The sequence below is a fragment of the Devosia sp. P1_H9 genome (assembly GCF_056405135.1).
Genome location: NZ_JBFUCQ010000002.1, coordinates 549,257 through 574,537, shown reverse-complemented (window position 1 = coordinate 574,537; position 25,281 = coordinate 549,257). Strand labels below are relative to the sequence as shown.

Sequence of the window (25,281 nt, the reverse complement as noted above, 5' to 3'; positions counted from 1 at the left end):
GCGTGATAGCGGCTTGACCGGCGAACCGGTCCTTGCCGTGATGGTTTCCGCCTGAACTGCAGCGACCCGCAGCCCACCCGGTCTCCACCGCACCAACCACTCGTCATGATCTCGCTTCGGTGCAGCGGATGGGTGGGAGAATCGCATGGTGGCGGAGAGGGGGGATAGATCGGCGCAAGATTCTCGCAACGCCTTGCCCGGCCTCGTGATTGTGGCTCCGCTCACCCCCTCCCATCCTCCCCCGTCAGAGGGGGAGGTGCCGCATCGAGTTTGGGGGACCATCGAGCCAACCTCGCCGGGATGACGGTTGGTGGCGGGCGAGCCTACGTGCCTTCCGCGCACCTCTTGGAATTCTCCCCCGCCAGGGGGAGACGGGGCCGGTGGAGGGGGAGCGAGTACGCGTGACCACCACCAGGGTTGCAGCCCGTGGGCCAGCTACTTGTTCTTGCTCTTGTTCTTGCCGTGCCCGGGATTGCCCTGCTCGTGGGGGCCTTCGGCGCCCTCGCCGCCGTTCCCGAGGCCGTTATTGTTCTTGCCTTCGGGGTCAGGGGAACTCGGAACGGGGATGACGGGAGGGATTGGCGTGATGAGGACGCCGATGGCCTGGCTGGAATGCTGCTCGGCGGTCCGGATTTCACCGGCGCATTCCGATGGCTTGCCGACGCGGAACTCCTGGCGCAACGAGGCCTGGGAGACGACGTAGGGGAAGGCGGTGCTGGCGATCTTGAGGCGATCCGCTTCGCGCTTGATTACCTTGGCTTCACGCCGCGACTTCATCTGCGCGACGCTGCAGCGCTCGGTGAGCGTGACGCACTTGCCGGTGATGGGGCAAAGGATGACCCCGCCCTCGTAGAGGACCACGCTGGTCTTGCCGGCGCCGTCGACGGTGAAGTCGAACTCGGTGCCGCGGACGCCCAGCGACCCGGTCGGTGTGTTGATCGCGTAGGCTTTCTTGTCGCCATTGCCGGTGATGAAGCGGAAGGTGCCGGCCAGTGCGTTGACCGCGAACTTCTCCGGCGTGCCGTTGCTCCTCAGCAGGTAGCGCTCGATGACGAGGCTCGAGCCGCGACCGATCACCAGCTTGGTCTGGTCAGAAAACAACACCTGCACCTCGCCGTCGAGGCCGGTGACGATGGTCTCGCCCTCGCGAAGTTCGCTGCCGCGAACGAGGCTGACGCGCGCATCGCCAAAACCACCCGTCGCCTGTGGCCGCACGGCAGCAACAGCGCCTAGTTGGTCCTCTGAAATCGCGGCACCGATCAAGAACAAGACCGCCGCAACTGCTAAAAACACCCGACGAAACGGCACCGTTGTCGCCCTGAATGCAGTAGATCAGTGCATTAACACTCTATTTACGAGCGATATCAACAGAGATTTCAAGATGTCGTTAGCGGCCCACGGATCGGCGCGTCGTGAAATGGCGGTTCAGTGGGCCACGAGTGCTGCCGCGCGGCCGACGACGTCCTCGAACATTGCCGTGGTCAGCACACCGGTATTCGTGTTGTACCTCGAGCAATGGTAGCTATCGAAGAGTGTGGCGCCACCGGTGAGCCGGTGTTCGACACCATGGCCGAAGGGATACTTCGAGCGCTTTTCGCCCAGCGTCGAGAGCAGCGAGTCGTGGGCTATGCGGCCGAGCGCCAGGAAGGCGCGGGGGCGATGCACCTCGATGGCGGCGCCGAGGAAGGGGCGGCAGGTCTTGATCTCGTCGCCGGTCGGCTTGTTCTGCGGTGGCACGCAGCGCACCGCGTTGGCGATCAGCACGTTCTGGAGCTCGAGCCCATCGTCCGGCCGCTGCTTGTAGTGGCCGGTGGCGAGGCCGAACTTTTCGAGCGTCGCGTAGAGCAGGTCGCCCGCATAGTCGCCGGTGAACGGCCGGCCGGTGCGGTTGGCGCCCTTGAGGCCCGGCGCAAGGCCGACGATCATCAGCCCCGGATGTTCGTCGCCCCAGGTCGGCACCGGACCGTTGAAGTAGTCCGGATAGGACCGTTGGTTGTCGTGGCGGAAGGCCACGAGGCGCGGGCAACGCGGGCAATCGTGCGGCGGATTGGTCTCAGGCAATGGTAACCGTCGGGGAAGGGGACTCAGCTTCCCTTAGGGTCCACGGTCGCCATGGTCCGGTCAACCGGAGCAGTCCGGTCGGCGACCGGTGTCGGTGTCCGCTCCACCGGCGGCGTACGGCCGACGATCTTGGCGAGATCGGCGACATCCATGAAGAAATCGGCCTGCCGGCGGAGGTCGTCGGCGATCATTGGCGTCGGCGTGGTGAGCGTCGAGACCACCGTGACGCGCTTACCCTTGCGCTGCAGGGCCGCGACCAGCGCGGTGAAATCGCCATCGCCGGAGAACAGCACGAGGTGATCGTAGAAGGCGCTCATCTCGAGGGCATCGACGGTCAGCTCGATATCCATGTTGCCCTTGATCTTCCGGCGGCCCGAGGAGTCGGTGAACTCCTTGGCGGGCTTGGTCACGACTGTGAAGCCGTTGTAATCGAGCCAGTCGATGAGCGGACGGATGGAGGAATATTCCTGATCCTCGACCAGGGCAGTGTAGTAGTACGCACGCAGCAAGTAGGACTTGGACTGAAACTCCGCGAGCAGCCGGCGATAGTCGATATCGACGCCGATGGCCTTGCTGGTCGCATAGAGATTCGCGCCATCGATGAAGAGTACTATCTTCTCGCGCGGATCAATTGACATACCTGTTCTCCTGACCGGGGCCGCCGGCCTCTCAGGCTGCCCGGCATCAAATCATCTGTGGCGTACCGCCGGTTCGAGGAGGTAGCCGATTTACGACAGGTCCGCTCCCTAAGTTCGGAATACGCGCTTATTCCCGGGAATTTGCAAGACCGATAAGCGGAAGCGATCCGGTCGGGCTTTTGGCGCGTTCCGGCAAGCCATTGTTCCACCATGCGAAACAGTTTGCGGCTGGGCTTCACTTGCCTGTGGTAAAACACGCTCTTGTGTCCGAGGACTGAAATCCTTGTGCCCATGGGCAGGGTCGTGTATGAGGGCCGCTTGATCCCACAATTTGGAGACGTACGTGGCCCGCGTCACCGTCGAAGACTGCATTGAGAAGATCGAGAACCGGTTCGACCTGGTTCTGATGTCCGCTCATCGCGCCCGCATGATCTCGGCCGGCTCGTCGATCACCGTCGACCGCGACAATGACAAGAACCCGGTCGTCGCCCTCCGCGAGATCGGCGATGGCACCATTTCTCCCGAAGACCTGCGCGAGGACCTGATCCATTCGCTGCAGAAGTATGTCGAGGTCGACGAGCCCGAAAAGCACGCCGCTCCGCTGCTCGACGCCAATGCCGACCAGGATGGCGACACCTTCGACACCATCAGCGAAGACGAGCTGCTCCGCGGTATCGAATCTCTGGCTCCGCCCGAGCGTCGCGACGATTGATCGGCGACTGATCTCGCATATATAGTCTTGAGGCGTCGGGCGTTTCCGCCCGGCGCTTTTTTGTTTGCATCGCCGCTAGAGCAACTTTGAGCCGCCGAGGCGGGGCCGCGTAGGAGTGCGGCAACCCAATGATGCGTCAGTATGAACTCGTCGAACGGGTGCAGGCCTATAACCCCCATACCGACGAGGCGCTGCTCAACAAGGCCTACGTCTACGCGATGCAGAAGCATGGCACGCAGAAGCGCGCCTCAGGCGACCCGTATTTTGCCCACCCGCTCGAAGTCGCCGCCATCCTCACCGACCTGAAGCTCGACGACGCCTCGATCGCGGTGGCGCTGCTGCACGACACCATCGAGGACACCGACGCGACGCGCGCCGAGATTGACCAGCTGTTCGGGCCGGAAATTGGCGCCATTGTCGACGGGCTGACCAAGATCGACCGGCTGCAGCTGGTGACGCGCGAGGAAGCGCAGGCCGAGAACCTGAGGAAGCTGCTGCTGGCCATTTCCGCCGACGTGCGGGTGCTGCTGGTGAAGCTCGCCGACCGGCTGCACAACATGCGCACTCTGGATTTCATGCCGGAAGCCAAGCGCAAGCGCATCGCCACCGAGACGATGGATATCTATGCGCCGCTGGCCGGCCGCATGGGCATGCAGGACATGCGCCAGGAGCTCGAGGACCTAGCGTTCAAGACGCTGCAGCCGGACCACTACAAGGCCATCACCGACCGTCTCGACGAGATGAAGTCGGAGTTCGCCGACACCATCAAGACCATCAAGACCGAGCTCAGCGAGAAGCTGAAGGGCGACGGCATCGATGCGCGGGTTTCGGCGCGGGTGAAATCGCCGTGGTCGATCTTCACCAAGATCGAGCGCAAGCAGATCGCCCTGGAGCAGCTCTCGGACATGATCGGCTTCAGGGTGATCGTGCCGACGGTCGAGGACTGCTACCGGGCGCTGGGGATCGTCCACACCAACTGGAAGGTCGTGCCGGGGCGGTTCAAGGACTATATCTCGGTCCCCAAGCACAATGATTATCGCTCGATCCACACCACGATCGTGGGCGTGGGGCGGCAGCGCGCCGAGCTGCAGATCCGCACCGAGGAGATGCACCGGATAGCCGAATTCGGCATCGCGGCGCACGCGCTCTACAAGGAGGGCGCCACCGACATCCACAAGATCGAGAACGAGAGTAAGGCCTTCGTCTGGCTGCGCTCGACCATCAGCCACCTGACGGCGGGATCGTCGACCGAGGATTTCCTCGAGTACACCAAGCTCGAGCTGTTCCAGGACCAGGTGTTCTGCTTCACCCCGCGGGGCCGGCTGATCGCGCTGCCGCGTGGCGCGACGCCGATCGACTTCGCCTATGCACTTCACACCGACATTGGCGACACCTGCGTGGGCGCCAAGATCAACGGGCAGATCGTGCCGCTGGTGACGCAACTGCGCTCCGGCGACGAAGTCGAGATCATCCGCGACCAGAACCACCTGCCGCCCTCGAACTGGGAAACCATCGCCGCCACCGGCAAGGCCCGCGCCGCGATCCGCCGCGCCGTGCGGCTACAGGCGCAGGCGCGAGCTTACGCCCTGGGCGAGCACATGGTCTCGATCCTCCTCGAACGCGAGGGTACCGGTTTCGACGAGGCGGAGTTCAAGCAGCTGGCAGAGGGGCTGGGGCAATCCAGCAAGCGCGAGCTGCTGATCGCGCTCGGCGAGGGCAAGATCAGCGGCGAGGATCTCGATACCCGCGTCATGGACGTCAAGGGCATCAAGCGGCGGCGCAAGAAGATCGACCTGCCGGTGCCCGACAAGGCCGAGGGCTGGTTCGCGCTGAAAGCCACGGAGCACTTCCGCTTCCGCGTGCCGGGCAACCCGCGGTCCGGCCCCCGCGCCAAGGCGGCCCTGACACAGCTCGATTTCAACACCAAGGTCGAGGTGTCGCCGGAGGGCGTGGTGCCGGGCGACCGGCTCGTCGGCATCATGACACCGGACACGCCGATCATGATCTACCCGATCCACTCCGACGCGCTGTCTGAGCTTTATGACAGCGATGTCGCCTGGATCGACGTACGCTGGGATACCAGTGGTCGCGAGGATCGCGACTATCCGTGCGTGATCTCGATGCAGGCACAGAACAAGCCGGGCTCGCTGGCGCAGATCGCCACGGTGATTGCCGCCTGCGAGGCCAACATCCATAATCTGGTGATGCGCATGGAATCGCCCGATTTTCATCGGTTCACTTTCCAGATCGAGGTCCGTGACCTTGCACAGCTCACCGACGTGCTGAACTCGCTGAAGCTGGCGGCCGGCATCTCGGACGTGCAGCGCGCCACGGTGGCCGAGGCGCTGGCGCTGGACCGGCTGGAATGGACTGCGCCCGAACGGCAAGAGGAGCCCGCGTGACCACTGACGAAGTACTGGACCTGTTCCGTGAGAGCGGCGCGCTGCTCGAGGGGCATTTCATCCTCTCCTCCGGCCTGCGCTCGCCGGTCTTCCTGCAGAAGGCGCGGGTGTTCATGCACCCGGCGAAGGCCGAAAAGCTCTGCCGGGCGCTGGCGGCGAAGATCCGCGCGGAAGGCTATGGCGATGTGAGCCAGATCGTCTCGCCGGCGGTGGGCGGGATCATCCCGGGCTACGAGACGGCGCGGCACATGGGCGTGCCGGCGATCTATACCGAGCGCGTCGAGGGCAAGTTCGAGCTGCGCCGTGGTTTCGAGCTCAAGCCGGGCGAGAAGGTGATCGTGGTCGAGGACATCGTCTCGACCGGGATTTCGATCCGCGAGTGCATCGAGGCGATCAAGAAGACTGGCGCGAATGTCGTCGCCGCTGCGTGCCTGATCGACCGATCCGCCGGCGAGGCTGACGTCGGCGTGCCGCTGGTGTCGCTGGTGCAGTACAAGGTGCCGGCCTATCCGGCCGACGCGCTGCCGCCGGAACTGGCGGCCATCCCGGCGGTGAAGCCGGGGAGCAGGGGATTGGCGTGATGGCTGCCGTGAGCGCCGGTTCGCCTTCTCCCCTTGCGGGAGAAGGTGCCCGTAGGGCGGATGAGGGGTATCTCTCCGCGCACGCCGTCGTTCGTCGCTTCGCTCCGATCGCGCAACACCACGTGTTGCGAACCCCTCATCCGGCCTTCGGCCACCTTCTCCCGCAAGGGGAGAAGGCGTTCGCGGAGACATCACGCCAATGATCATCGGGATCGGCAATGACCTCTGCGACATCCGCCGCGTCGAGAAGACGCTGGCGCGTTATGGCGAGCGCTTCACGCACCGCTGTTTCACCGAGATCGAGCGGCAGAAATCGGATCGGCGGGCGCAGCGCGCTGCGTCCTATGCCAAGCGCTTCGCGGCCAAGGAGGCCTGCTCGAAGGCCTTGGGTACCGGCCTTAGTTTCGGCGTTTATTGGCGCGACATGGGCGTCGTGAACCTCCCCTCGGGCAAGCCGACCATGAAGTTGACCAATGGTGCTGCCCGGATCCTGGAGCGGCTTGTTCCGGCTGGTCACAAGCCACATATCCACCTGACTATTACCGACGACGGCGGCATGGCCCAGGCGATCGTCATTATCGAGGCGCTGCCCGGTTGACCGGGTGCCAGCGCTCCCGTAACCACTTGGCCCGTTGGGGCAGAGGCGAGAAATGAGCCAGTCGATGTCGAAAGCCGAAGCCAAGGCCGGCAAGAAAAAGAATGAGCTGCTCGAGACGTTCATCGTCATCATCGAGGCGCTGGCGATCGCACTGATCTTCCGGACGTTCCTCTACCAGCCGTTCTCCATTCCCACGGCCTCCATGCAGCAGACGCTGATGATCGGCGACTACTTCATCGCCAACAAGTGGACCTGGGGCTTCGGCAAGTACTCGTTCCCGATCGCCGTGCCGTTCAATGGCCGCATCTTCGGCGGCACGCCGCAGCGCGGCGACATCGCGGTGTTCCGCAATGAGATCACCAACGAGGACTACATCAAGCGCGTCATCGGCATGCCGGGCGATCGCATCCAGATGAAAGAGGGTCGCCTCTACATCAACGGCACCATGGTTGAGCGCGAGCAGACCGGGACCGCCGAGGACACCGACAGCTACATGACGACGGTGCCGGTGATCGTCTACACCGAGACGCTGCCCAATGGCGTCAAGCACACCATCCAGGAAATCTCCGACGACCAGCCGCTCGACAACACGGCCGAATACGTGGTGCCGTCCGGCCATTACTTCATGATGGGCGACAACCGTGACCGCTCCGCCGACAGCCGGGTGCTGAGCCAGGTCGGCTACGTGCCGCTCGACAACTTCATCGGCAAGGCGGAAGCGCGGTTCTTCTCGATCAAGAACAACATCGCCCCGTGGCAGCTGTGGGAGTGGCCCGCCAACGTCCGCTGGGACCGGATGTTCCAGTCAGTGAACTGATGGGGAAGGGGCGCACGCACGAAAAGCTCGAGGCACGTCTGGGATATCGCTTTGCCGACCCCGACCTGCTCGACCGTGCGCTGACCCATTCAAGCGCCGTCTCGCCCGGAAAGCGCATTGAGCGCTCGTACCAGCGGCTGGAGTTCCTGGGCGACCGGGTGCTCGGCCTCGTCGTCGCCGACATGCTCTACCGCCGGCTGCCCAAGGCCAATGAGGGTGAGCTGTCGCGCTCGCTCAATACGCTGGTGCGCAAGGAAACTTGCGCCGCTATCGCCCGGCAGCTCGACCTCGGCTCCGAGATGAACCTCGGCGACAGCGAAGCACGGACCGGCGGCGCCAACAAGGATGCCATTCTCGGCGACATCGCCGAGGCGGTGATCGGCGCCATCTTCTGCGATGGTGGGCTGGGGCAGGCCTACGAGATCGTCGAGCGGCTGTTCGGCGAACAGTTGGACCAGGCCGGCAACGTCCGCGCCGACCCCAAGACTACGCTGCAGGAATGGGCGCAGGGCAGGGGGCTCGAACCCCCGCTTTATGCCGAGATCGAACGCACCGGCCCCGACCACGCGCCGGAATTCACCATTGCCGTGCGGCTGGGCAATTATCCCGCCATCACCGCCACCGGCCCCTCCAAGAAGCTCGCCGAGCACAAGGCCGCCGAGGCTTTCCTCATCCGAGAGAAAGTCTGGCGCGACACAATATGACCGACAAGAACGAAATGCCCGAGGCCACCGAACTGCCGCTGGCCGGCGAAAACACCCGCTGCGGCTTCGTCGCGCTGGTGGGCGCGCCCAATGCCGGCAAGTCGACGCTGCTCAACTCGCTGGTCGGCACCAAGGTGTCGATCGTCACGCATAAGGCGCAGACCACCCGCGCCCAGATCCGCGGCGTGGTCACGGAGGGCGAGGGGCAGATTATCTTCATCGATACGCCCGGCATCTTCGCACCCAAGCGCCGGCTCGACCGGGCGATGGTCGACGCGGCCTGGACCGGGGCGGGCGATGCCGATTTCGTGGCGCTGATCGTCGACGCCGAGCGGGGCATCACCCCCGAGCTCGAGGCACTGCTCGAAGGCCTTGAGAATATCCCGCACGACAAGATCCTGGTGTTCAACAAGGTCGACCTGATCAAGCGCGAGACGCTGCTGGGGCTGTCGGAGCGGCTCAACGGCATGGTGCGTTTCCAGCGCACCTTCATGATCTCGGCGCTGAAGGGCAGTGGCGTCAAGGACATGCTCGACTGGTGCCTGACCCGCATCCCGCTCGGCCCCTGGCACTTCCCCGAGGACCACCTGACAGACCTGACGCTGGCGATCACGGCCGCCGAGGTGACGCGCGAGAAGCTGTTCCTGAGGATCCACGACGAGATCCCCTACAACACCACCGTCGAGACCGAAAAGTTCACCATCCAGAAGGATGGGTCATATCGGATCGACCAGGTGATCTATGTCACTCGCGACACGCACAAGAAGATCGTGCTCGGCGCCGGCGGGCAGACCATCAAGTCGATCGGCGCCGAGGCGCGGAAGGAACTGATGGAGATCTTCGAGACGCCAGTGCACCTGTTCATGTTCGTCAAGGTGCGCGAGAAATGGGGCGACGACCCCGAGCGCTACCGCGAGATGGGGCTGGAGTACCCGCACCAGAAGTGAGTGCGCCCTCTCACCGCGTGACATCCGATGCAATGGGACGGTGAGGGCCTGATCGTCGGGGTTCGCCGTCACGGCGAGTCGAGCGTCATCGCCGAGGTGATGGTCGAGGGCAGGGGGCGGCAGCTCGGGCTGATCCGGGGCGGACGATCCTCGAAACTCGCTGCGACGCTGCAGCCCGGAAACTCGGTGCAGGTCACGTGGCGGGCCCGGCTCGAGGAACACCTCGGCACCTTCACGCTCGAACTGCTCGAGGCCCGCGCCGCGGCGCTGATCGCCGACCGGCTACGACTCTATGCCAGCCAGCTGGTCTGCGAGCACCTGCGGCTGTTGCCGGAGCGCGATCCGCATGATCGCCTGCTCGGCCTCGCCATCCGTATCCTCGACCAGCAGGGCACGCCGCTCGAGCTCGGCGCCTCGGTGGCGCGGTTCGAGCTCATCCTGCTCGATGAACTGGGATATGGGCTCGACCTCAGCAGTTGCGCCGCCACCGGCACGACGCGCGATCTTACCCATGTCTCCCCCAAATCCGGTCGGGCGGTGAGCCGCGCCGCGGCCGAGCCATACCTCGACCGGCTGCTGCGCCTGCCGCCGTTCCTCATCGGGCATGCCGAACCGACCCCCGAAGACGTGAGCGACGCCTTCGCGCTCACCGGGCACTTTCTCGACATGCACGTCTGGACGGCGCGCCAACTGGAACCGCCGGCCATCCGGGAGACGTTTGTTGGGCTGGTGTCCGCAGCCTGAAGGTTGATCCAATCGGCTCGCCTGTGCGTTGATGCACGCCAACGGGAGACGAACATGCCGGAACACCTGCGCGTCGACACCGCATCGCTGATCGTCGCGGCACCGCCGGAGACGATCTACCAGGCCTTCGTTGATCGCGATGCACTCCTCGCCTGGCTGCCGCCCGAGGGCATGACCGGCGAAATCCTCGATTTCGAGCCGCGCCCTGGCGGGGCCTTCCGGATGGCGCTGCACTACAGCGAGCCCGGCCGCGGCAAGACCACCGAGGACACGGACGTGGTGAACTCCGAGTTCGCCGAGCTGGTTCCCGGCAAGCGGGTAGTGCAACTGGTGCGCTTCAAGAGCGACGACCCGGCGTTTGCCGGCACCATGCGGATGGTGTGGGATCTCGAACCGGCGACCGGCGGGACGCGCGTGATCTTTCTCGCCGAGGATGTACCGGAAGGGATCAGCAAGCAGGACCACGACGCGGGGCTGAAGTCGTCGCTGGAGAACCTGGCGGCCTATGTGGCGGGGACGCGTGGATGATCGCACGGCTGGCTGCCGGCCGAGAAACCTCAGGATGGGCCCCGCCTTCGCCGGGTGACACGGTGGGTGAGGCGAGAGCGGTACGTCTGATAGTCGATGTTCGCCCTTCACGGCACGTTCTACAAACGCGGTGTCACCCCGGCGAAGGCCGGGGCCCATCCTGAGATATCGCTGCCGATCACTGCTCTCCCGTCACTTCACCGTGCAGGTCGCGCCAGTCCGGGTTCCGCTCCTCGATCAGCCTTATCTTCCACGCCCCGCTGCCACTCCTTAAGCCGCTTCACGCGCTGAATGGCCGCCTCGGCATTCTCGTGCGCCTCGTACCAAACGAGCCGCTTCACGCCGTACTGCTTGGTGAAGCCTTCGAACCAATCGTTCTTGTGTTGCCAGATGCGGCCAACAGGATTGCTGCTGACGCCCACGTAGAGCGTCCCGTTCTTGCGGCTCGCCAGGATGTAGACGATGAAGACCTTTGCCCATCGCCACACTCAAGCACGCCGAGCGTGGTCCGTCAGCAGGGGCTGATGATGCGCCACTGATCACCGCAGCATCTCAGGATGGGCCCCGGCCTTCGCCGGGGTGACACCGTGGGTGGGGGAAGTTCAGTGCCTAGTCGGATGGCGACTAAGCGTACTTCGCCGGCTTCGGTCCGCTTGGTGTCGGTGGGTCTTCGCCGGCGAGCTTGCGCTTGAGCTTGGCAAGGGCCAGCGATTGCATCTGGAAGGGGGTGGCGCTGAGGGGGGCGATCACCACCACTTCGGTGCCGGTGGCCTCATCGATTGCGGCGACGCGCATCTGCTGGCCGAGCTGGGTGAACTCGAAGAGGACGCGGCCGGACGGGCGATTGTCATCGCGCCCGGCCATGTGGTCAGGCGTCCCCGAAGCTGACGATGCCTTGCGCGTCGAACTGATAGACGTCGTCGCGGAAGCTCACCGTGCCCTGCCGGTTGGCCCAGGCAGTGATGTAGGTGGTGTGGATCGGGATCTGCACGTCGAGCTTGATGTCCTCGCGCATACCCTGTTCCCACGCGGACATGACCGTTTCCGGGGTCCAGCCGCCGCCATTGTCGCGCAGCAGCCACGCGACCAGCTCTTCGATGTTCTCGCAGCGCATGCAGCCCGAGGAGTGGAAGCGGGCGTTCTCGCCGAACAGCGCCTTCTGCGGCGTGTCGTGCATGTAGACGTCGTACTTGTTGTAGAAGTCGATCTTGCAGTGACCCATCGAGTTCTCGCCGCCGGGGTCCTGCCGGAAGGTGTACTTCACCGCCTCGGTGGTCTGCCAGTTGATGGCGGAGGGTGGGATCTCGTTGCCGTTGCCGTCGAAGATACGGATGCGGAACTTGGTCAGGTACTCCGGATCCTCGTTCATGTACCGGATCATATCCTTCTCGATGATGCTCTTAGGCACCGTCCAGTAAGGATTGAACTTCACCTGGAAGATCTTGGAGTTGAGGATCGGCGTGGCGCGATCGACCTTGCCGACGACGGAATTGTGGCGCTGCACCACCTGCGCGCCCTCGACGGCCTCGACGGTCGCCGCCGGGATGTTCACCGCGACGTAGCGATCGGAGAGCGCCGAGGCCCACTGGTCGATGCGCTGCGCGTTGAGGCGGAGTTGGTTGAGGCGGTAATCGGCCGGAACGGAGAGCGCGTAGAACGTCGCTTCGTCCACCTGGCCGTTGATGACGAGGCCGTGGCGGGCCTGGAACAGGCGCACGGCGGCGTCGAGCCCGGCGTCGAACTCCTCGTTGACGCGCTTTTCGAGCGGCATGTCGCCGTTGATCATCAGGCGGCGCTTCAAGAGCGCAGCGGCGCGGCGGGATTCACCGAGCTTCAGTCCGAAGGTTTCCCGGCTCGGCGCTTCCCAGCTGCCGTTGGCGGAAACGAACGCCTCGTAGTTCTGGATGGCGAGCTGCAGATTGTACGAGGTGTCGTAGCTGAGGATCGGTTCGATCGTGTCGACGAGGCTTTTGGCGGTGGCCGTGTTGCCTTCCTGGTCGACATTCCGCATGGCGCGGTCCTTGCCGAACATGTCCCAGAAATTGTCTTCTTCAGCCCGCGCAATGGCGGGCATGGCCAACGCGGCGCCAGCAGTCGCCAGGGAGGTCACGAAGGAACGTCGAGTCAGCCGCATTCAGTCACCCACAGTCGGACGTCGGAGAGGAAATCCCTCATAGCATCGCCCCCAGATGTCACCAACGCGGTCAAGCAGCTGTGAACCGCCGGCCGTTCGGACGCACAAAACCAAGGAGCTTGCAGCGACAGAGGGATCAGCCTGCAATTGCTGCGATGCATAGCCGAATTCTGGGCATAAATAAGAAACGCCGGCTTAAGGCCGGCGTTTGCTGAACTCATTGTGGCAGCGATGCCACACTGGTCGTTGAGCCTGGGATCAGAGCTTGTAGAGGATCTGATCGACCCAGAAGCGCTCGAGACGGCCGAGTGCCTTGTTGAGGCCTTCGAAGGTCTCGCCGTTGAGGCCGCCGACCTTTTCGATCGACTTCAGGTGACGATCGTAGAGCTCGTCGATCACCTCGGCCACTTCCTCACCCTTCGGGGTCAGCCGGATGCGGACCGAACGGCGGTCGGAACGCGAACGCTCCTGGAAGATGTAGCCGGTCTCGACCAGCTTCTTCAGATTGTACGAGACGTTCGAGCCCAGATAGTAGCCACGCGAGCGCAGCTCGCCGGCGGTCATCTCGGCATCGCCGATGTTGAACATCAGCAGCGCCTGGACGGGGTTGATATCGTCCCAGCCCATCCGGTCGAACTCGTCCTTGATCAGATCGAGCAGCCGGCGATGGAGCCGTTCGACACGGCTGACGGCTTCTAGGTAGAGCGGCTTGAGCCCTGGGGCTTCTTCCGGAACCATTGCCTCTGCGGCGTTGGATTTGATTGCCATTTGTGCCTCACTGTCCTGTCGTCTTGCGCGATTTCTTCGCGTCTCATAGGCCCCAAATTACGGGTGCCCAAATAAGATCGCCTTAAGCCGTAGACTTAAAACTATCTTACGGAAAAAGTTCAGGAATTTGGCTTTACGAGAGGTAACCAGAGGTCAGCAAATTGTAACCTGAATCGTCCGTTACCTGTGCCTCAGTCGTGCGCGCGGCGCAGCCGGAAGCTGAGGAAGAACAGCACCGCGATGCTCCCCACCAGCAGCAGCCTCAGGGCAAAACCGAAGGCGCCGATCTGCACGTCGCGCACCCCGCCGAGATAGAGCGCGAGTTCGATCACGGTGGCGCCGACCAGCAGCACAGCACCCCAGCTGGCGCGGATCCAGATGCCCACAGCGGCGAACAGCCGGGCGAGGCAGAACACTGTGAGATAGGCGAAGCCGGCGGGACCGAGGAGGGCGATCGGGCTCTGGGCACCGGACGATACGCCGAGCAACCGCGTCGCGTCGGAGAGCCCAAGCAGCAGCGCGATGATGGCGATGATCCTGAGGTAGCGGCCGGCGAGTTCGCTCTTGAAATCCATGCCCGTGGATAGCGCGGATGGGCCAGTGCGACAAGCGTGAGCCTTGGCGCGGCGCGGCGGCGCCTGCTAGAAGCGCGGCGACCGAGCGGAGCACACCGATGAGCACGAACTGGCCCAAGCACGACATGAGCTTTCTCGGCGGGCGCCGGCAGCGGCGGCTGCGCCGGACCGGGTGGATGCGCAATATGGTGCGCGAGACGGTGCTGACGCCGCACGACTTCATCCTGCCGGTATTCGTCATCGACGGGCAGAACGAGCGGACCGCGATCAAGACCATGCCTGGCGTCGAGCGGCTAAGCGTCGACCTGCTGGTACAACTGGCCAAGGATGCTGCCGCCGAGGGCATCCCGGCGCTGGCGCTGTTCCCAAATACGCAGGACGATCGCCGCAACGCCGACGGCAGCGAGGCCTGGAACCCCGACAATCTCACCGCCAAAGCCCTACGTGCCATCAGGGACGCCGGCGTCGATATCGGCCTCATCACCGACGTCGCGCTCGACGAGTATTCGTCCGACGGCCAGGACGGGCTGGTCCGTGACGGCGAGATCCTCAATGACGAGACCGTCGAGGCGATGGTCAAGGCGGCGCTCATGCAGGCGAGGGCCGGGGCCGACATCATCGCGCCATCGGACATGATGGACGGGCGCGTGGCTGCCATCCGGCAGGCGTTGGACGCCGAGGGCTTCAACCACGTCGCCATCATGGCCTACTCGGCCAAGTTCGCTTCGGTGTTCTATGGACCGTTCCGCGAGGCCGTAGGTTCGGGCAGCCGGCTCATCGGCGACAAGCGCACCTATCAGCTCGATTATGCCAATTCCGACGAGGCGATGCGCGAGGTGGCGCAGGATATTGCCGAGGGTGCCGACATGGTGATGGTGAAGCCGGGCCTGCCGTACCTCGACATCGTGCAGCGCTGCCACGACGCGTTTGATGTGCCGCTGTTCGCCTACCAGGTGTCCGGCGAGTACGCGATGATCAAGCTGGCAGGCGCAGCGGGCGCGATCAATGGCGAGGGGGCCATGATGGAGAGCCTCGTCGCGTTCAAGCGGGCCGGGTGCGACGGGGTGCTGACTTACTTTGCGCTCGAGGCGGCGCGGCTGCTGAACGCCTAGGTCCGATTTTTCTGCCCCTGGCCACTTGTGTGGAACTGAGTGGTTCCCATCTTTTTGATCATGAACCAGGGCAACACCATGAACGATCATCTCCCCGACCCGTCCAACGCGCCGGAACTGTTCGATGGCGTACTGCTCCGCCGCGCTGCGGCGTGGCTGATCGACTGCGTGATCATCACCTTCATCACCATTGCGGCGCTGCTGGTTGGCACCGTGTTCGGCATCGTGACACTCGGCCTCGGCCTGATCGCGCTGCCGATCATCATTCCGCTGGCGATCCTCGCCTACTATGCCGCGACGCTCGGCTCGCCGATGCGCGCCACTGTCGGCATGCAGATGATGGACATCGTGCTGACTCCGGTGCGCGGCACGCCGCTCAATGGCTGGAGCATTCTCATCCACCCGATCCTGTTCTGGGTGACGGTGTGGATTTCGTGGCCCTTCTCGATCCTGTTCGCGCTGTTCACGCCGCGCCAGCAGATGCTCCACGACCTGGTGGTCGGCACGCTGATGCTCCGTCGCTCTCCGATGCAGCGCTTCTGGCGCTCGGGGAACATGCACTCCGCCTGATCCGGTGCGCCGGGTGTGATCTGCCATTGCCCGGCTCCGTGCTCGCGTCTATCCTCTCGGTATCGCTCGAAGGACGACGATGACCGATCAGACGCCCGAGAACACCCAGCTCTTTCTCACGGCGGCCATGCCATGCCCGTATCTGCCGGGCCGTCAGGAGCGAAAGCTCTTTACCCATCTGACCGGCCGCAGGGCCGCGTCGCTCCATCACCTGTTGAGCGACAACGGCTTCCGCCGCAGCCAGAACCTGATCTACCGCCCCGCCTGTGACGGCTGCTCGGCCTGCCAGTCGGTCCGCATCGTGGCGCAGGAATTCCAACCCTCGGCCCGCTACCGCCGCATCCTCAAGGCCAACGTCGACGTGGCCGTGGAAGTGTGCCAGCCGCGCGCCACGGCCGAGCAGTTCGCGCTGTTCAAGCGCTACCTCGACGCCCGCCACGCCGGTGGCGGCATGACCCAGATGAGCTTCGTCGACTACGAGTACATGGTCGAGGACACCCCAGTGCAGACCGTGGTGGTCGAATACCGGCTGACCTCGCACCCGCAACGCCCGCTGGTCGCAGTGGCGCTGACTGACGTGATGCCCGACGGCCTATCGATGGTCTACAGCTTCTACGACCCGGCGCTCGACAAGCGCGGCCTCGGCAACCTGCTGATCCTCGACCATATCCAGCAGGTGAAGCTCGCCGCACTCACCTATGTCTACCTCGGCTACTGGGTGAAGGATTCGCCCAAGATGGCCTACAAGGGCCAGTTCCGCCCGCTGGAAGTGCAGCGTGGGCCACTGGGGTGGCGGCGGCTGGAGTCGCCTAACGCAACCGCTTCTTGAACGTCCGCCACTGGTGCTTTGAGCGCTCACGCAAAAGCCTGAGGCTTTGCCAGAGTGACTGGTCGGTCTTCACCGGGTGGTAGAGCTGGTTCGGCTCCCGGAAGTTCTGCGGGGCTTCCCCGAAATAGTGGAAGCTTTGCACCGGCCGGTAGTTGAACGTCGTCTCGTAGGTCGACATCAGGTCGAATGGGCCCCGATAGAAGCGATTGCGCCGTTCGGGAGGCGTGAATGGCCCGTCGCCGCCAATCTCCTCGATTGCCAGACCGAGGTAGGCCGCGACCGAGGGCAGCACGATTTCGAAGTGCCCCTGCCAGTCCCGCGCCGCCAGCTCTGCCCGATAGGACTCGAGCAGCTTGCGGGTCAGCCGGGAGATCGGGAACAGCGCGATAACCGGATCCTCGACCGCCGGCTCCGGCATGCGGAAGTAGCCCAGGTGGCCATAGCGCGGGTCGTCGCTGCGGCGTCGCACCCGCGTCGCCAGCAGGTCTCCCGAGAAGGTTGCGGCTTCGGCAAAGAAGTCGCGCCAGTCACCGCTGAAATCGACGTCGTACTCGACCAGCCAGAACCGGTCGTAGCCCGACAGCAGGGGATCGAGAAAGGCGGTGCACCAAACGAGATCCACGTAGCCCCAGGGAGCTTCGCGACTGTCTTTCCTGTACGCAGCATAGCGCCGGGGGAGCAGCGACGCGCCTTGCTCCAGCCCGATGACGATGTCCGGATTCATGTCCGTGGGCACCGGAACACCCGACGAGGACGGTTGGAAGGCCAGGTAGACATCGAGAACGACACCCGCCTCGCGCTTCAACCGGCTGTAGTGATCGGAGACGGCCGGTGTCCAGACATGCGTCAGGAAGACGGCGCAATCGCGCGAAGAGGGGGTGGCAAGGGGCGTGGTCAAGCTATTCTCTGCAGATCGTCACCACCCGGCAGAAGTCTGCATGCCGGGGAGCCGCGTGTCTAGCCGCGCCGTAGCATCCGGTTGCGGAATGCCACCCAGTGGTGCCCGAACTTTCGCCAGCTGAGCGCGATCCGGTCACCGAGCGGCAAGTCCGTCTTGACCGGATGGTAGAGACGGTTGGGCTGCCGGAACGAGCGAGGCGCTTCGACAAAATAGCGGAAGGACCGAGGCGGGCGGAACAGGAACGTCGCGGCGGCATGGCCGACGAGGGCAGGGGTGCTGTAGTGGAGACCGCGCCGCTCGTTGGGGGTGAAGCCTGAATCGCCGCCGATTTCGCTGACGCTGAACCCCTTGGCTAGGGCCAGCGACGGAAGCACGATCTCGAAGTGTCCCTTCCAGCCTTCCGCTTCCAGCTCGTTCCTGTAGCTGTCGATGAGCCCGCGGCTGGCGCGGACGATCGGGAAGAACCCGATCACCGGCTCCGGCGGGGCATAGGCCGGCTGCTCGTAGTCTCTGGCGTTTGGCCACTTCGGGGTTTTGTGGCGATACCGCAGATCGAGCCCCAGCAGGTCGCCCTCGTAGCCAACCGCGGCCCCGAAGAATGTTGCCCAGTTGCCGCTGAAGTCCACATCATACTCGAGCGCCCATACCCGTTCGTAAGCGGAGAGGGGAGCCCTCCCGACCGCCGCCATCCACGCCAGTTCCCCGCTGTGAAAGGTCCACGTCGTTCTGTACTGGGCGAAACGCTGCGGGAAGACCGAAGCGATATCCTCCAAAGTCACCACGACGTCAGGCGACACGCCTGCGGGGACCGCCTCGGGGCTACTGGCCTGGTAGACCAGGTAGACGTCGAGCACCGTTCCGGCCTCGCGCTTCAGCCGCGCGTAGTGCGCCGCAACGCTGGGGCTCCACCGGTGGGTGACGAACAGGACGCAGTCGCGGCTCGGCACTATCCGACGAACCTGTTGTTGCGCGGGAACCCGGTCGGCGGCTGGCGGCCGGCGGAGGCGCGCTCGCCCAGCCATTCGGTCAACTCGCCCACCGTCTTGGTGTAGGTGCGGCCCGAGGAGTCGGTCCACGTGAGGCCGGTGGCGGAGGGGAAGGTCTTGAGGTCCGAGAGCCCGCCATCCTTGTATTTCTGCAGGCGCACACCCTTGCCGCGACCCATTTCGGGTAGCTGGTCGAGCGGGAACACCAGCATCTTGCGGTTCTCGCCGATCACCGCGAGCATGTCACCTTCGACCGGCACCAGCAGCCGCGCTTCCTCGTTGTCGGCGACGTTGAGCACCTGCTTGCCCTTGCGGGTATTGGCGATGAGCTCGTCCTCGGCGACGATGAAGCCGTCGCCCTTGCGCGACGCGATGACGCGCTTGCGGCCGGGGCGGTAGACGAAGAGATCGACGAGGTCCTGGCCTTCCTCGATATCGACCATCAGCCGCACCGGCTCGCCCTGGCTGCGGCCTCCGGGCAGGCGGTCGCCGGCGAGGGTGAACACCTTGCCGCCGGTGGAGAGCAGCAGCAGTTTGTCGGTGGTCTGGCAGTGGAGATAGAGCTTCAGCCGGTCGCCGGTCTTGAAGCCCTTCTCGTCGATCTCGGTCGTGTGGCCCTTCATCGAGCGGATCCAGCCCTTTTCCGAGAGGATCACCGTGATCGGCTCGCGCTCGATCATCTGGGTCGCCACTTCGTCGTGGTCGATGTCCATTGCCTCGGAGAAATCGGTCTTGCGGCCCCACAGCGGATGCCGGGTCGTGCCGTCCTTCTCGAACTTCGGATAGGCCTTCTTGAGGTCGGCGATCTGCGTCGCGATCTCGCCCCATTGCCGCTTGTCAGAGGCGATGAGGGCGTTGAGGTGCGCCTGCTCCTCGGTGAGGTTCTTGTGCTCGGTGCGCAACTCGATTTCCTCGAGCTTGCGCAGCGAACGAAGCCGCATGTTGAGGATGGCCTCGGCCTGCACGTCAGTGAGGCTGAACGTCGCCATCAGCGAGGCCTTCGCGTCATCCTCCTCACGGATGATCCGGATCACCTCGTCGAGGTTGAGATACGCGACGATGTAGCCGTCGAGCACCTCGAGCCGCCACGCGATGTCGGCGAGGCGGTTGTTGGTGCGGCGCACCAGCACATCCTTGCGGTGCTCGAGCCAGGCGACGATCGCCTCCTTGAGGCTCATCACCCGCGGCACGACGCCCCGATCGAGGACGTTCATGTTGAGCGGGATGCGCTGTTCGAGGTCGGAAAGCTTGAACAGCTGCTCCATCAGGATGGCAGGATCGACGGTGCCGGCGCGGGGCTCGATGACGAGGCGTACATCGTCGGCGCTCTCGTCGCGGATGTCCTTGAGCAGCGGCAGTTTCTTGGCCAGCAGCAGTTCGGCGATCTTTTCGACGAGCTTCGACTTCTGCACGCCGTACGGGATCTCGGTGACGACGATCTGGTAGACGCCGCGGCCCTTGTCCTCGCGGATCCAGCGGGCCCGTAGGCGGAACGAGCCGCGGCCGGTCTCGTAAGAGCTGTGTATCGAGGCCTGGTTCTCGACCAGGATGCCGCCGGTCGGGAAATCCGGGCCGGGGATGTAGTGCATCAGGTCGGCCGTGGTGGTGGCGTCGCGACCGTTGTTGATCAGGTGGAGCGCCGCGTCGCAGATCTCGGCGACATTGTGCGGCGGAATCGAGGTCGCCATGCCGACGGCGATGCCCTGCGAGCCGTTGGCGAGGAGGTTCGGGAAGTTGGCCGGGAGTACCGAGGGCTCCTCGGTGGCGCCGTCATAGGTCGGCTTGAAGTCGACGGCGTCCTCGGTGATGCCCTCGAGCAGCCGCGAGGCGACGCCGGTCATGCGAGCTTCGGTGTAGCGGTAGGCCGCCGCGCCGTCGCCGTCGATATTGCCGAAGTTCCCCTGGCCGTCGACCAGCGGGTAGCGCATGGCGAAGTCCTGCGCCAGGCGGACCATGGCGTCATAGATCGACTGGTCGCCATGCGGATGGAAGCTACCGATCACGTCGCCGACGACCTTGGCGGACTTCTTGTAGGCGCCGTCCGGATCGAGCCGCAAAAGCCGCATGGCATGCAGAATCCGGCGGTGCACCGGCTTCAGGCCGTCGCGAGCGTCGGGCAGGGCACGCTGGGTGATGGTCGAGAGCGCGTAGGACAGGTAGCGCTCTTCGAGCGCCTCGCGCAGATCGACGACCCGCTTGTCCTCGCCATCGGGGGGGAGGGTCTTGTCGTCGCTCATCGTAGGGTCAGGCTCATGCGAATCATTGCCGCACTATAGCGACAAGCCTGGCTGCCGGGGGTGCAGCATGGCCGCATCCCCGGCGAAACGCATCGTTCAGAGGCGGCAGCGGTGCCAGCGGCCGTCAAAACCGAGGAATGCATCCCGCTCCAGGTCGAAGGACCGGAAGCGCGTCGAGCAGCGCTGGACATGGATGCTCACGAAGCCGCTGTTGGTCAGCGTACTGCCGATGAACAACCCGGCGCCGAAGCCGAGAATGCTCGGTGCCCAGAAGAAGGGCGAATGCAGGCGCCGGACGATCCGGTGCCCGTGCTTATGCGACCAGCGCGGTCCGCAGTTGATGCAGCGCGCCTCGAGCATCCGGACCGGGCCTTGATAGATGAGCGGGCCGAATGGCGCGGCCGCGGCGGGCATGGGTATCGCCATCACGCTGGCGAGAACGGCCGCAACAGCGGCGCGAGCGAGATTGTTCATCATCAGAACTCCACTCCGATAACGTGCGTGACAACAAGCGTCGGGCCCGCGATTTGGTTGCAATCGCGGCTCGCGGTGGCTTTGTCGCAGCGCTACAATCCCCGCTATGCCGCGCCTCATCCTGATCCGTCACGCCAAGTCCGACTGGGCCGACACAAGTCTTGCCGACATCGACCGGCCGCTTGCCGAGCGCGGTATCGTGGCTGCGGCGTGGATCGGGGATACGTTGGCAAAACGGGGCTGGCGTGCCGACCAGGTGCTTTGCTCGACCGCGAGACGGACGCGGGAGACCCTGGAGCTGGCCCTAGGGCGCATGCCCCCCGAAGCTCGTCCGGCCGAAATCGGCTTTAGCGACGCCGTCTATGCGCAGCGGGACGACGACTATATCGAGCTGATCCGCAGCCAGCACTACGACGGCGCGCTGATGCTGGTGGGGCACAACCCGGCCACCGAGGAAACGGCTGCTTTGCTCGTGGGGGAGGGCGACGCCGATCAGGTCTCGACGCTCATGGAACGGTTTCCGACCAGCGGGATTGCAGTGATCGACTTCGATGTCGAGCAATGGGCAGGGATAGGGCGTGGGACCGGCCGGCTGGTCGATTTCCTGAAACCGCCGAAGGGGTAGGGCGCCGGTCCGGCGCCCCGCCTGCATCAGAGGTTGCAGCGGTGATAGTCGCCGTCATAGCCGAGGAACATGTCGGTCTCGGCGTTGTACGAGCGGTACTGCGCCTCGCAGGCCGCGACATGGTCGTCGAAGTCGTCGTCGTAACGATCGACGTTGCGGTTCATGCTGCCGACGATCGCGGCGCCCACGGCGAAGCCGAAGATGCCGGCGCCTATCGAGCCGAGATGGGGCCGGTTCCACAGATACCAGTTGTGGTAGTCGTTCTTGCCCCAGCGGTTGTGGTTACGGCGCCAGTCGTCGCAGCCACGCCAGTTCGGGTGCTCAAGACAGCGTTCGGAAACGTAGCGCTGCTGCTGCCCGATGCTGATGTTGACCGAAGCCGCGCTGGCCGGCGCCGGGATCATCATGAGGCCGGCAAGACCAGTGGCGACGATGGCGTAAGCGAGGTTCTTCATGTGAGACTCCTAGTCTTCTTGTTGTGCTGACGCTGCCTCCAAACGCGCCTCGGGGCTCATAGTTGCTCGGGGGCCCGGCGCGAGGGGCTTTCATCGATCGGCCAACTCTGCGATAAGAAGCAGGTTCGCGCGACTGGCGAGATCAGATGGGGCACCATCGGGGAACGCGAACTTCAAGCTGCCGCTCGCCTGGGCAACCCGTAGAAACATCATGGGAGCCCGCATGAACCCGAGAACCCGCACTCTTTGTCAGGCTGTCGCCAGCTTGGAATCGCCGCTGCCCGCGTGCTACACGCACGCCAGCAAAAAACCCCATTCCTTGTGCCCCGGGAGACGCTAAATGAGCGCCGCCACATCCCTTCCGCTCTTTCCTCGTTTCTTCACCAACACGCTCAGCGAAACCGATCCCGAGATCGCCGAAGCCATCAAGCTGGAGCTTGGCCGTCAGCAGCACGAAATCGAGCTGATCGCGTCCGAGAACATCGTGTCCAGGGCCGTACTCGAGGCCCAGGGCTCGATCATGACCAACAAGTACGCCGAGGGTTACCCGGGCAAGCGCTACTATGGCGGCTGCCAGTACGTGGACATCGCCGAGAACCTGGCGATCGAGCGTGCCAAGCAACTGTTCGGCGCTAATTTCGCCAACGTGCAGCCCAACTCCGGCTCGCAGATGAACCAGGCGGTATTCCTGGCGCTGCTCGAGCCCGGCGACACCTTCATGGGCCTCGACCTCAACTCGGGCGGTCACCTGACGCACGGCTCGCCGGTCAACATGAGCGGCAAGTGGTTCAAGGTCGTGTCGTACGGCGTTCGCAAGGACGACCATCTTCTCGACATGGATGAGGTGGCGCGCCTCGCCCGCGAGAACAAGCCCAAGCTGATCCTTGCCGGCGGCACTGCCTATTCGCGCGTGTGGGATTGGGCCCGCTTCCGCGAAATCGCCGATGAAGTCGGCGCCTACCTGATGGTCGACATGGCCCATATCGCCGGCCTCGTCGCCGGCGGCGTGCACCCCTCGCCCGTGCCGCATGCGCATGTGACGACCACCACGACGCACAAGTCGCTCCGCGGCCCGCGCGGCGGCATGATCCTCTCCAACGACGAGGCGATCGCCAAGAAGATCAACTCGGCGGTGTTCCCGGGCCTGCAGGGCGGACCGCTGATGCACGTCATCGCGGCCAAGGCCGTGGCCTTCAAGGAAGCGCTGCAGCCCGAGTTCAAGGCCTATGCCCGCCAGGTTGTCGCCAACGCCCGCGCGCTGGCCGCGACGCTGATCGAGAACGGTCTCGACGTGGTCTCGGGCGGCACCGACAACCACCTGATGCTGGTCGATCTTCGCAAGAAGAACGCCACCGGCAAGCGGGCGGAAGCTGGCCTCGGCCGCGCCTACATCACCTGCAACAAGAACGGCATCCCGTTCGATCCGGAAAAGCCCTTTGTGACCTCGGGCATTCGTCTCGGCACGCCAGCGGGCACCACCCGCGGCTTTGGCGAAGCCGAGTTCCGCGAGATCGGCAAGCTGATCGTCGAGGTGCTGGATGGGTTGCGCGAAGCCAATTCCGACGAGGGTAACGCTGCCGTCGAGGCGGCGGTGCGCGACAAGGTCGTGGCGCTGACGTCGCGCTTTCCTGTCTACGCCGACTGAGATGACGGGGCGCCACCCCTTATCCGGCGCTTCGCGCCACCTTCTCCCCGACGGGGAGAAGAACAGGGCGTCGACCGCGCAGGCTGGTTTCCTCTCCCCGTCGGGGAGAGGGCGGACCGGCGAAGCCGGGACGGGTGAGGGGCGCTGGCCCGAGACTGAAGAGGTACGCTGATGCGCTGTCCCTATTGCGGAAATGACGACACGCAGGTCAAGGACAGCCGGCCGACCGAGGATTCCAACGCCATTCGCCGTCGCAGGATCTGCAATGCCTGCGGCGGCCGTTTCACCACCTTCGAGCGCGTGCAGCTGCGCGAGCTGCTGGTGGTCAAGAAGTCCGGCCGCAAGGTGCCGTTCGATCGCGACAAGCTCGCGCGCTCGGTCAACACCGCGCTGCGCAAGCGCGATGTCGAGCCGGAGCGGGTCGAGCGGATGATCTCCGGGGTGGTTCGGCAGCTCGAAAGCCTCGGCGATGCCGAGATCAGCTCCGACCAGATCGGCGAGTTCGTGATGGAGGGGCTGAAGGGCCTCGACGACGTGGCATTCGTGCGGTTCGCCTCGGTCTACAAGAACTTCTCCGCCGCCGACGATTTCCGCTCGTTTCTCACCGAACTCGGCAATGACGAGCGTCACAAGCCCAACCACGACGACGATTGAGATTGCGGTTCTGCCGCCTAGTGGCTAAGCCAAAGGGCAGAACATTGCGCGTCTCACCGCGTACAACGAAATGACTTTCTAGATATGGCCCAGCCTAAGCCACGTGATCCTTCGACTCCTCGCACCGCCAACCAGCGCGGCGCGGCTCGGCTGGCCGCCGTCCAGGCCCTCTACCAGATGGATGTCGGTCGCCAGACGCTCGAGGATACCCTGAGCCAGTTCAGCACCGTGCATCTCGGTCGCGAGATCGAGGGCGAGGATTACCTGCCGGCAGATGCCGACTTCTTCCGCCAGATCGTCACCGGCGTGATCAAGGGCCAGTTGCAGATCGATCCCGCCGTCGACGATGCGCTGGTCGACAGCTGGCCGATGGGCCGCATCGACGCGACGCTCCGCGCCATCCTCCGTGCCGCTGCGTTCGAGCTGCTGAAGCGCAAGGACATCCCGTCGCGCGTGGTAATCACCGAGTATGTCGACGTCGCCAAGGCCTTCTATGAGGACGACGCGCCCAAGATGGTCAATGCCGTGCTCGACGAGGTGGCCCGCAAGGCCGGCCGCGACAGCGAGCAGGCCAGGTAGGGCGC

At 64.5% G+C, this 25,281-nt stretch carries 28 protein-coding genes, 1 pseudogene and 1 riboswitch; of the genes and pseudogenes, 16 read left to right on the top strand and 13 right to left on the bottom strand.

From position 1 onward, the window contains the following. Window positions 1–435 precede the first annotated feature (435 nt). The 3 genes from AC1DYL_RS06095 to AC1DYL_RS06085 all read right to left on the bottom strand — a co-directional run bounded on the left by AC1DYL_RS06095 (window position 436) and on the right by AC1DYL_RS06085 (window position 2,699). Window positions 436–1,215 (bottom strand): FecR family protein, encoded by a 780-nt coding sequence (locus AC1DYL_RS06095; protein WP_477172412.1) that lies wholly within the window; start codon window positions 1,213–1,215, stop codon window positions 436–438. 210 nt (window positions 1,216–1,425) lie between these two features. Then, complete coding sequence (locus tag AC1DYL_RS06090) at window positions 1,426–2,061, bottom strand: uracil-DNA glycosylase (RefSeq protein ID WP_477172411.1); 636 nt, start codon at window positions 2,059–2,061, stop codon at window positions 1,426–1,428. Between the two features lie 23 nt (window positions 2,062–2,084). Beyond that, a complete protein-coding gene (locus tag AC1DYL_RS06085; RefSeq protein WP_477172410.1) occupies window positions 2,085–2,699 on the bottom strand; it encodes a LabA-like NYN domain-containing protein in 615 nt (204 codons plus the stop codon). A gap of 343 nt (window positions 2,700–3,042) precedes the next feature. On the opposite strand from AC1DYL_RS06085, the gene rpoZ reads away from it, so the two are divergent. The 9 genes from rpoZ (at window position 3,043) to AC1DYL_RS06040 (ending at window position 10,732) form a co-directional block, all read left to right on the top strand. Beyond that, complete coding sequence (gene rpoZ, locus AC1DYL_RS06080) at window positions 3,043–3,411, top strand: DNA-directed RNA polymerase subunit omega (RefSeq protein WP_477151202.1); 369 nt, start codon at window positions 3,043–3,045, stop codon at window positions 3,409–3,411. A gap of 128 nt (window positions 3,412–3,539) precedes the next feature. After that, window positions 3,540–5,813, top strand: a complete 2,274-nt coding sequence (locus AC1DYL_RS06075) for a RelA/SpoT family protein (RefSeq protein ID WP_477151201.1) — start codon at window positions 3,540–3,542, stop codon at window positions 5,811–5,813. Next, on the top strand, window positions 5,810–6,394 hold the full coding sequence (gene pyrE, locus AC1DYL_RS06070; protein ID WP_477151200.1) for an orotate phosphoribosyltransferase: 585 nt from the start codon (window positions 5,810–5,812) through the stop codon (window positions 6,392–6,394). The genes AC1DYL_RS06075 and pyrE overlap by 4 nt, the downstream gene beginning before the upstream one ends. Before the next feature lie 199 nt (window positions 6,395–6,593). Further along, window positions 6,594–6,992: a holo-ACP synthase gene (gene acpS / locus AC1DYL_RS06065; RefSeq protein ID WP_477151199.1), complete on the top strand. Its 399-nt coding sequence runs from the start codon at window positions 6,594–6,596 to the stop codon at window positions 6,990–6,992. 64 nt (window positions 6,993–7,056) lie between these two features. After that, window positions 7,057–7,809, top strand: coding sequence for a signal peptidase I (lepB, locus tag AC1DYL_RS06060; RefSeq protein ID WP_477172409.1), 753 nt, complete (start codon window positions 7,057–7,059; stop codon window positions 7,807–7,809). Beyond that, complete coding sequence (rnc, locus tag AC1DYL_RS06055) at window positions 7,809–8,513, top strand: ribonuclease III (RefSeq protein ID WP_477151197.1); 705 nt, start codon at window positions 7,809–7,811, stop codon at window positions 8,511–8,513. The genes lepB and rnc overlap by 1 nt, the downstream gene beginning before the upstream one ends. Then, window positions 8,510–9,460: a GTPase Era gene (era, locus tag AC1DYL_RS06050; protein WP_477172408.1), complete on the top strand. Its 951-nt coding sequence runs from the start codon at window positions 8,510–8,512 to the stop codon at window positions 9,458–9,460. Before rnc ends, era begins: the two co-directional genes overlap by 4 nt. A 27-nt stretch (window positions 9,461–9,487) precedes the next feature. Further along, window positions 9,488–10,204, top strand: coding sequence for a DNA repair protein RecO (recO, locus tag AC1DYL_RS06045; RefSeq protein ID WP_477172407.1), 717 nt, complete (start codon window positions 9,488–9,490; stop codon window positions 10,202–10,204). Between the two features lie 54 nt (window positions 10,205–10,258). Beyond that, window positions 10,259–10,732, top strand: a complete 474-nt coding sequence (locus AC1DYL_RS06040) for an SRPBCC family protein (protein ID WP_477172406.1) — start codon at window positions 10,259–10,261, stop codon at window positions 10,730–10,732. A gap of 178 nt (window positions 10,733–10,910) precedes the next feature. Here AC1DYL_RS06040 and AC1DYL_RS06035 read toward each other — a convergent pair. The 5 genes and pseudogenes from AC1DYL_RS06035 to AC1DYL_RS06015 form a co-directional block, all read right to left on the bottom strand. After that, window positions 10,911–11,220: pseudogene (locus AC1DYL_RS06035) on the bottom strand (GIY-YIG nuclease family protein). Window positions 11,221–11,356: 136 nt separating this feature from the next. After that, a complete protein-coding gene (locus tag AC1DYL_RS06030) occupies window positions 11,357–11,596 on the bottom strand; it encodes a DUF6898 family protein (RefSeq protein ID WP_477151193.1) in 240 nt (79 codons plus the stop codon). Window positions 11,597–11,600: 4 nt separating this feature from the next. Next, window positions 11,601–12,842 (bottom strand): L,D-transpeptidase family protein, encoded by a 1,242-nt coding sequence (locus tag AC1DYL_RS06025; protein ID WP_477151192.1) that lies wholly within the window; start codon window positions 12,840–12,842, stop codon window positions 11,601–11,603. Window positions 12,843–13,124: 282 nt separating this feature from the next. Further along, window positions 13,125–13,634, bottom strand: a complete 510-nt coding sequence (gene ldtR / locus AC1DYL_RS06020; protein ID WP_299640485.1) for a transcriptional regulator LdtR — start codon at window positions 13,632–13,634, stop codon at window positions 13,125–13,127. A gap of 191 nt (window positions 13,635–13,825) precedes the next feature. Then, window positions 13,826–14,209, bottom strand: coding sequence for a DUF6163 family protein (locus AC1DYL_RS06015; RefSeq protein WP_477151191.1), 384 nt, complete (start codon window positions 14,207–14,209; stop codon window positions 13,826–13,828). Window positions 14,210–14,307: 98 nt separating this feature from the next. Between AC1DYL_RS06015 and hemB the strand changes: the two genes are divergently transcribed. The 3 genes from hemB (at window position 14,308) to AC1DYL_RS06000 (ending at window position 16,720) form a co-directional block, all read left to right on the top strand. Continuing rightward, on the top strand, window positions 14,308–15,321 hold the full coding sequence (gene hemB / locus AC1DYL_RS06010) for a porphobilinogen synthase (protein ID WP_477172405.1): 1,014 nt from the start codon (window positions 14,308–14,310) through the stop codon (window positions 15,319–15,321). A 78-nt stretch (window positions 15,322–15,399) separates the two neighbouring features. Next, window positions 15,400–15,891: an RDD family protein gene (locus tag AC1DYL_RS06005; protein WP_477151189.1), complete on the top strand. Its 492-nt coding sequence runs from the start codon at window positions 15,400–15,402 to the stop codon at window positions 15,889–15,891. A 79-nt stretch (window positions 15,892–15,970) separates the two neighbouring features. Continuing rightward, on the top strand, window positions 15,971–16,720 hold the full coding sequence (locus AC1DYL_RS06000) for an arginyltransferase (RefSeq protein WP_477172404.1): 750 nt from the start codon (window positions 15,971–15,973) through the stop codon (window positions 16,718–16,720). Here AC1DYL_RS06000 and AC1DYL_RS05995 read toward each other — a convergent pair. The 4 genes from AC1DYL_RS05995 to AC1DYL_RS05980 form a co-directional block, all read right to left on the bottom strand. Next, the gene (locus tag AC1DYL_RS05995) at window positions 16,701–17,618 is read right to left on the bottom strand and encodes a hypothetical protein (protein WP_477172403.1); all 918 of its coding nucleotides are present in this window, start codon (window positions 17,616–17,618) and stop codon (window positions 16,701–16,703) included. The two genes, AC1DYL_RS06000 and AC1DYL_RS05995, sit on opposite strands and share 20 nt — an antisense overlap. A gap of 59 nt (window positions 17,619–17,677) precedes the next feature. Continuing rightward, a complete protein-coding gene (locus tag AC1DYL_RS05990; RefSeq protein WP_477172402.1) occupies window positions 17,678–18,568 on the bottom strand; it encodes a hypothetical protein in 891 nt (296 codons plus the stop codon). Beyond that, window positions 18,568–20,844 carry a DNA topoisomerase IV subunit A gene (gene parC, locus AC1DYL_RS05985; RefSeq protein WP_477172401.1) on the bottom strand — a complete coding sequence of 759 codons (2,277 nt, stop codon included), beginning with the start codon at window positions 20,842–20,844 and terminating at the stop codon, window positions 18,568–18,570. The genes AC1DYL_RS05990 and parC overlap by 1 nt, the downstream gene beginning before the upstream one ends. A gap of 96 nt (window positions 20,845–20,940) precedes the next feature. After that, on the bottom strand, window positions 20,941–21,321 hold the full coding sequence (locus AC1DYL_RS05980) for a BA14K family protein (protein WP_477172400.1): 381 nt from the start codon (window positions 21,319–21,321) through the stop codon (window positions 20,941–20,943). Between the two features lie 103 nt (window positions 21,322–21,424). On the opposite strand from AC1DYL_RS05980, the gene AC1DYL_RS05975 reads away from it, so the two are divergent. Then, entirely contained in the window at window positions 21,425–21,943 is a 519-nt protein-coding gene (locus AC1DYL_RS05975) for a SixA phosphatase family protein (protein WP_477172399.1), read from the top strand. A 26-nt stretch (window positions 21,944–21,969) separates the two neighbouring features. Here AC1DYL_RS05975 and AC1DYL_RS05970 read toward each other — a convergent pair whose 3' ends face one another. Continuing rightward, complete coding sequence (locus AC1DYL_RS05970; RefSeq protein ID WP_477172398.1) at window positions 21,970–22,398, bottom strand: BA14K family protein; 429 nt, start codon at window positions 22,396–22,398, stop codon at window positions 21,970–21,972. Window positions 22,399–22,517: 119 nt separating this feature from the next. Then, window positions 22,518–22,600: riboswitch (ZMP/ZTP riboswitch) on the top strand. Window positions 22,601–22,738: 138 nt separating this feature from the next. On the opposite strand from AC1DYL_RS05970, the gene glyA reads away from it, so the two are divergent. The 3 genes from glyA (at window position 22,739) to nusB (ending at window position 25,276) form a co-directional block, all read left to right on the top strand. Continuing rightward, the gene (gene glyA, locus AC1DYL_RS05965; protein ID WP_477151181.1) at window positions 22,739–24,043 is read left to right on the top strand and encodes a serine hydroxymethyltransferase; all 1,305 of its coding nucleotides are present in this window, start codon (window positions 22,739–22,741) and stop codon (window positions 24,041–24,043) included. A gap of 171 nt (window positions 24,044–24,214) precedes the next feature. Further along, window positions 24,215–24,697: a transcriptional regulator NrdR gene (gene nrdR / locus AC1DYL_RS05960; protein ID WP_477157482.1), complete on the top strand. Its 483-nt coding sequence runs from the start codon at window positions 24,215–24,217 to the stop codon at window positions 24,695–24,697. 84 nt (window positions 24,698–24,781) lie between these two features. After that, the gene (gene nusB / locus AC1DYL_RS05955) at window positions 24,782–25,276 is read left to right on the top strand and encodes a transcription antitermination factor NusB (protein ID WP_477151179.1); all 495 of its coding nucleotides are present in this window, start codon (window positions 24,782–24,784) and stop codon (window positions 25,274–25,276) included. Window positions 25,277–25,281: the final 5 nt, after the last annotated feature.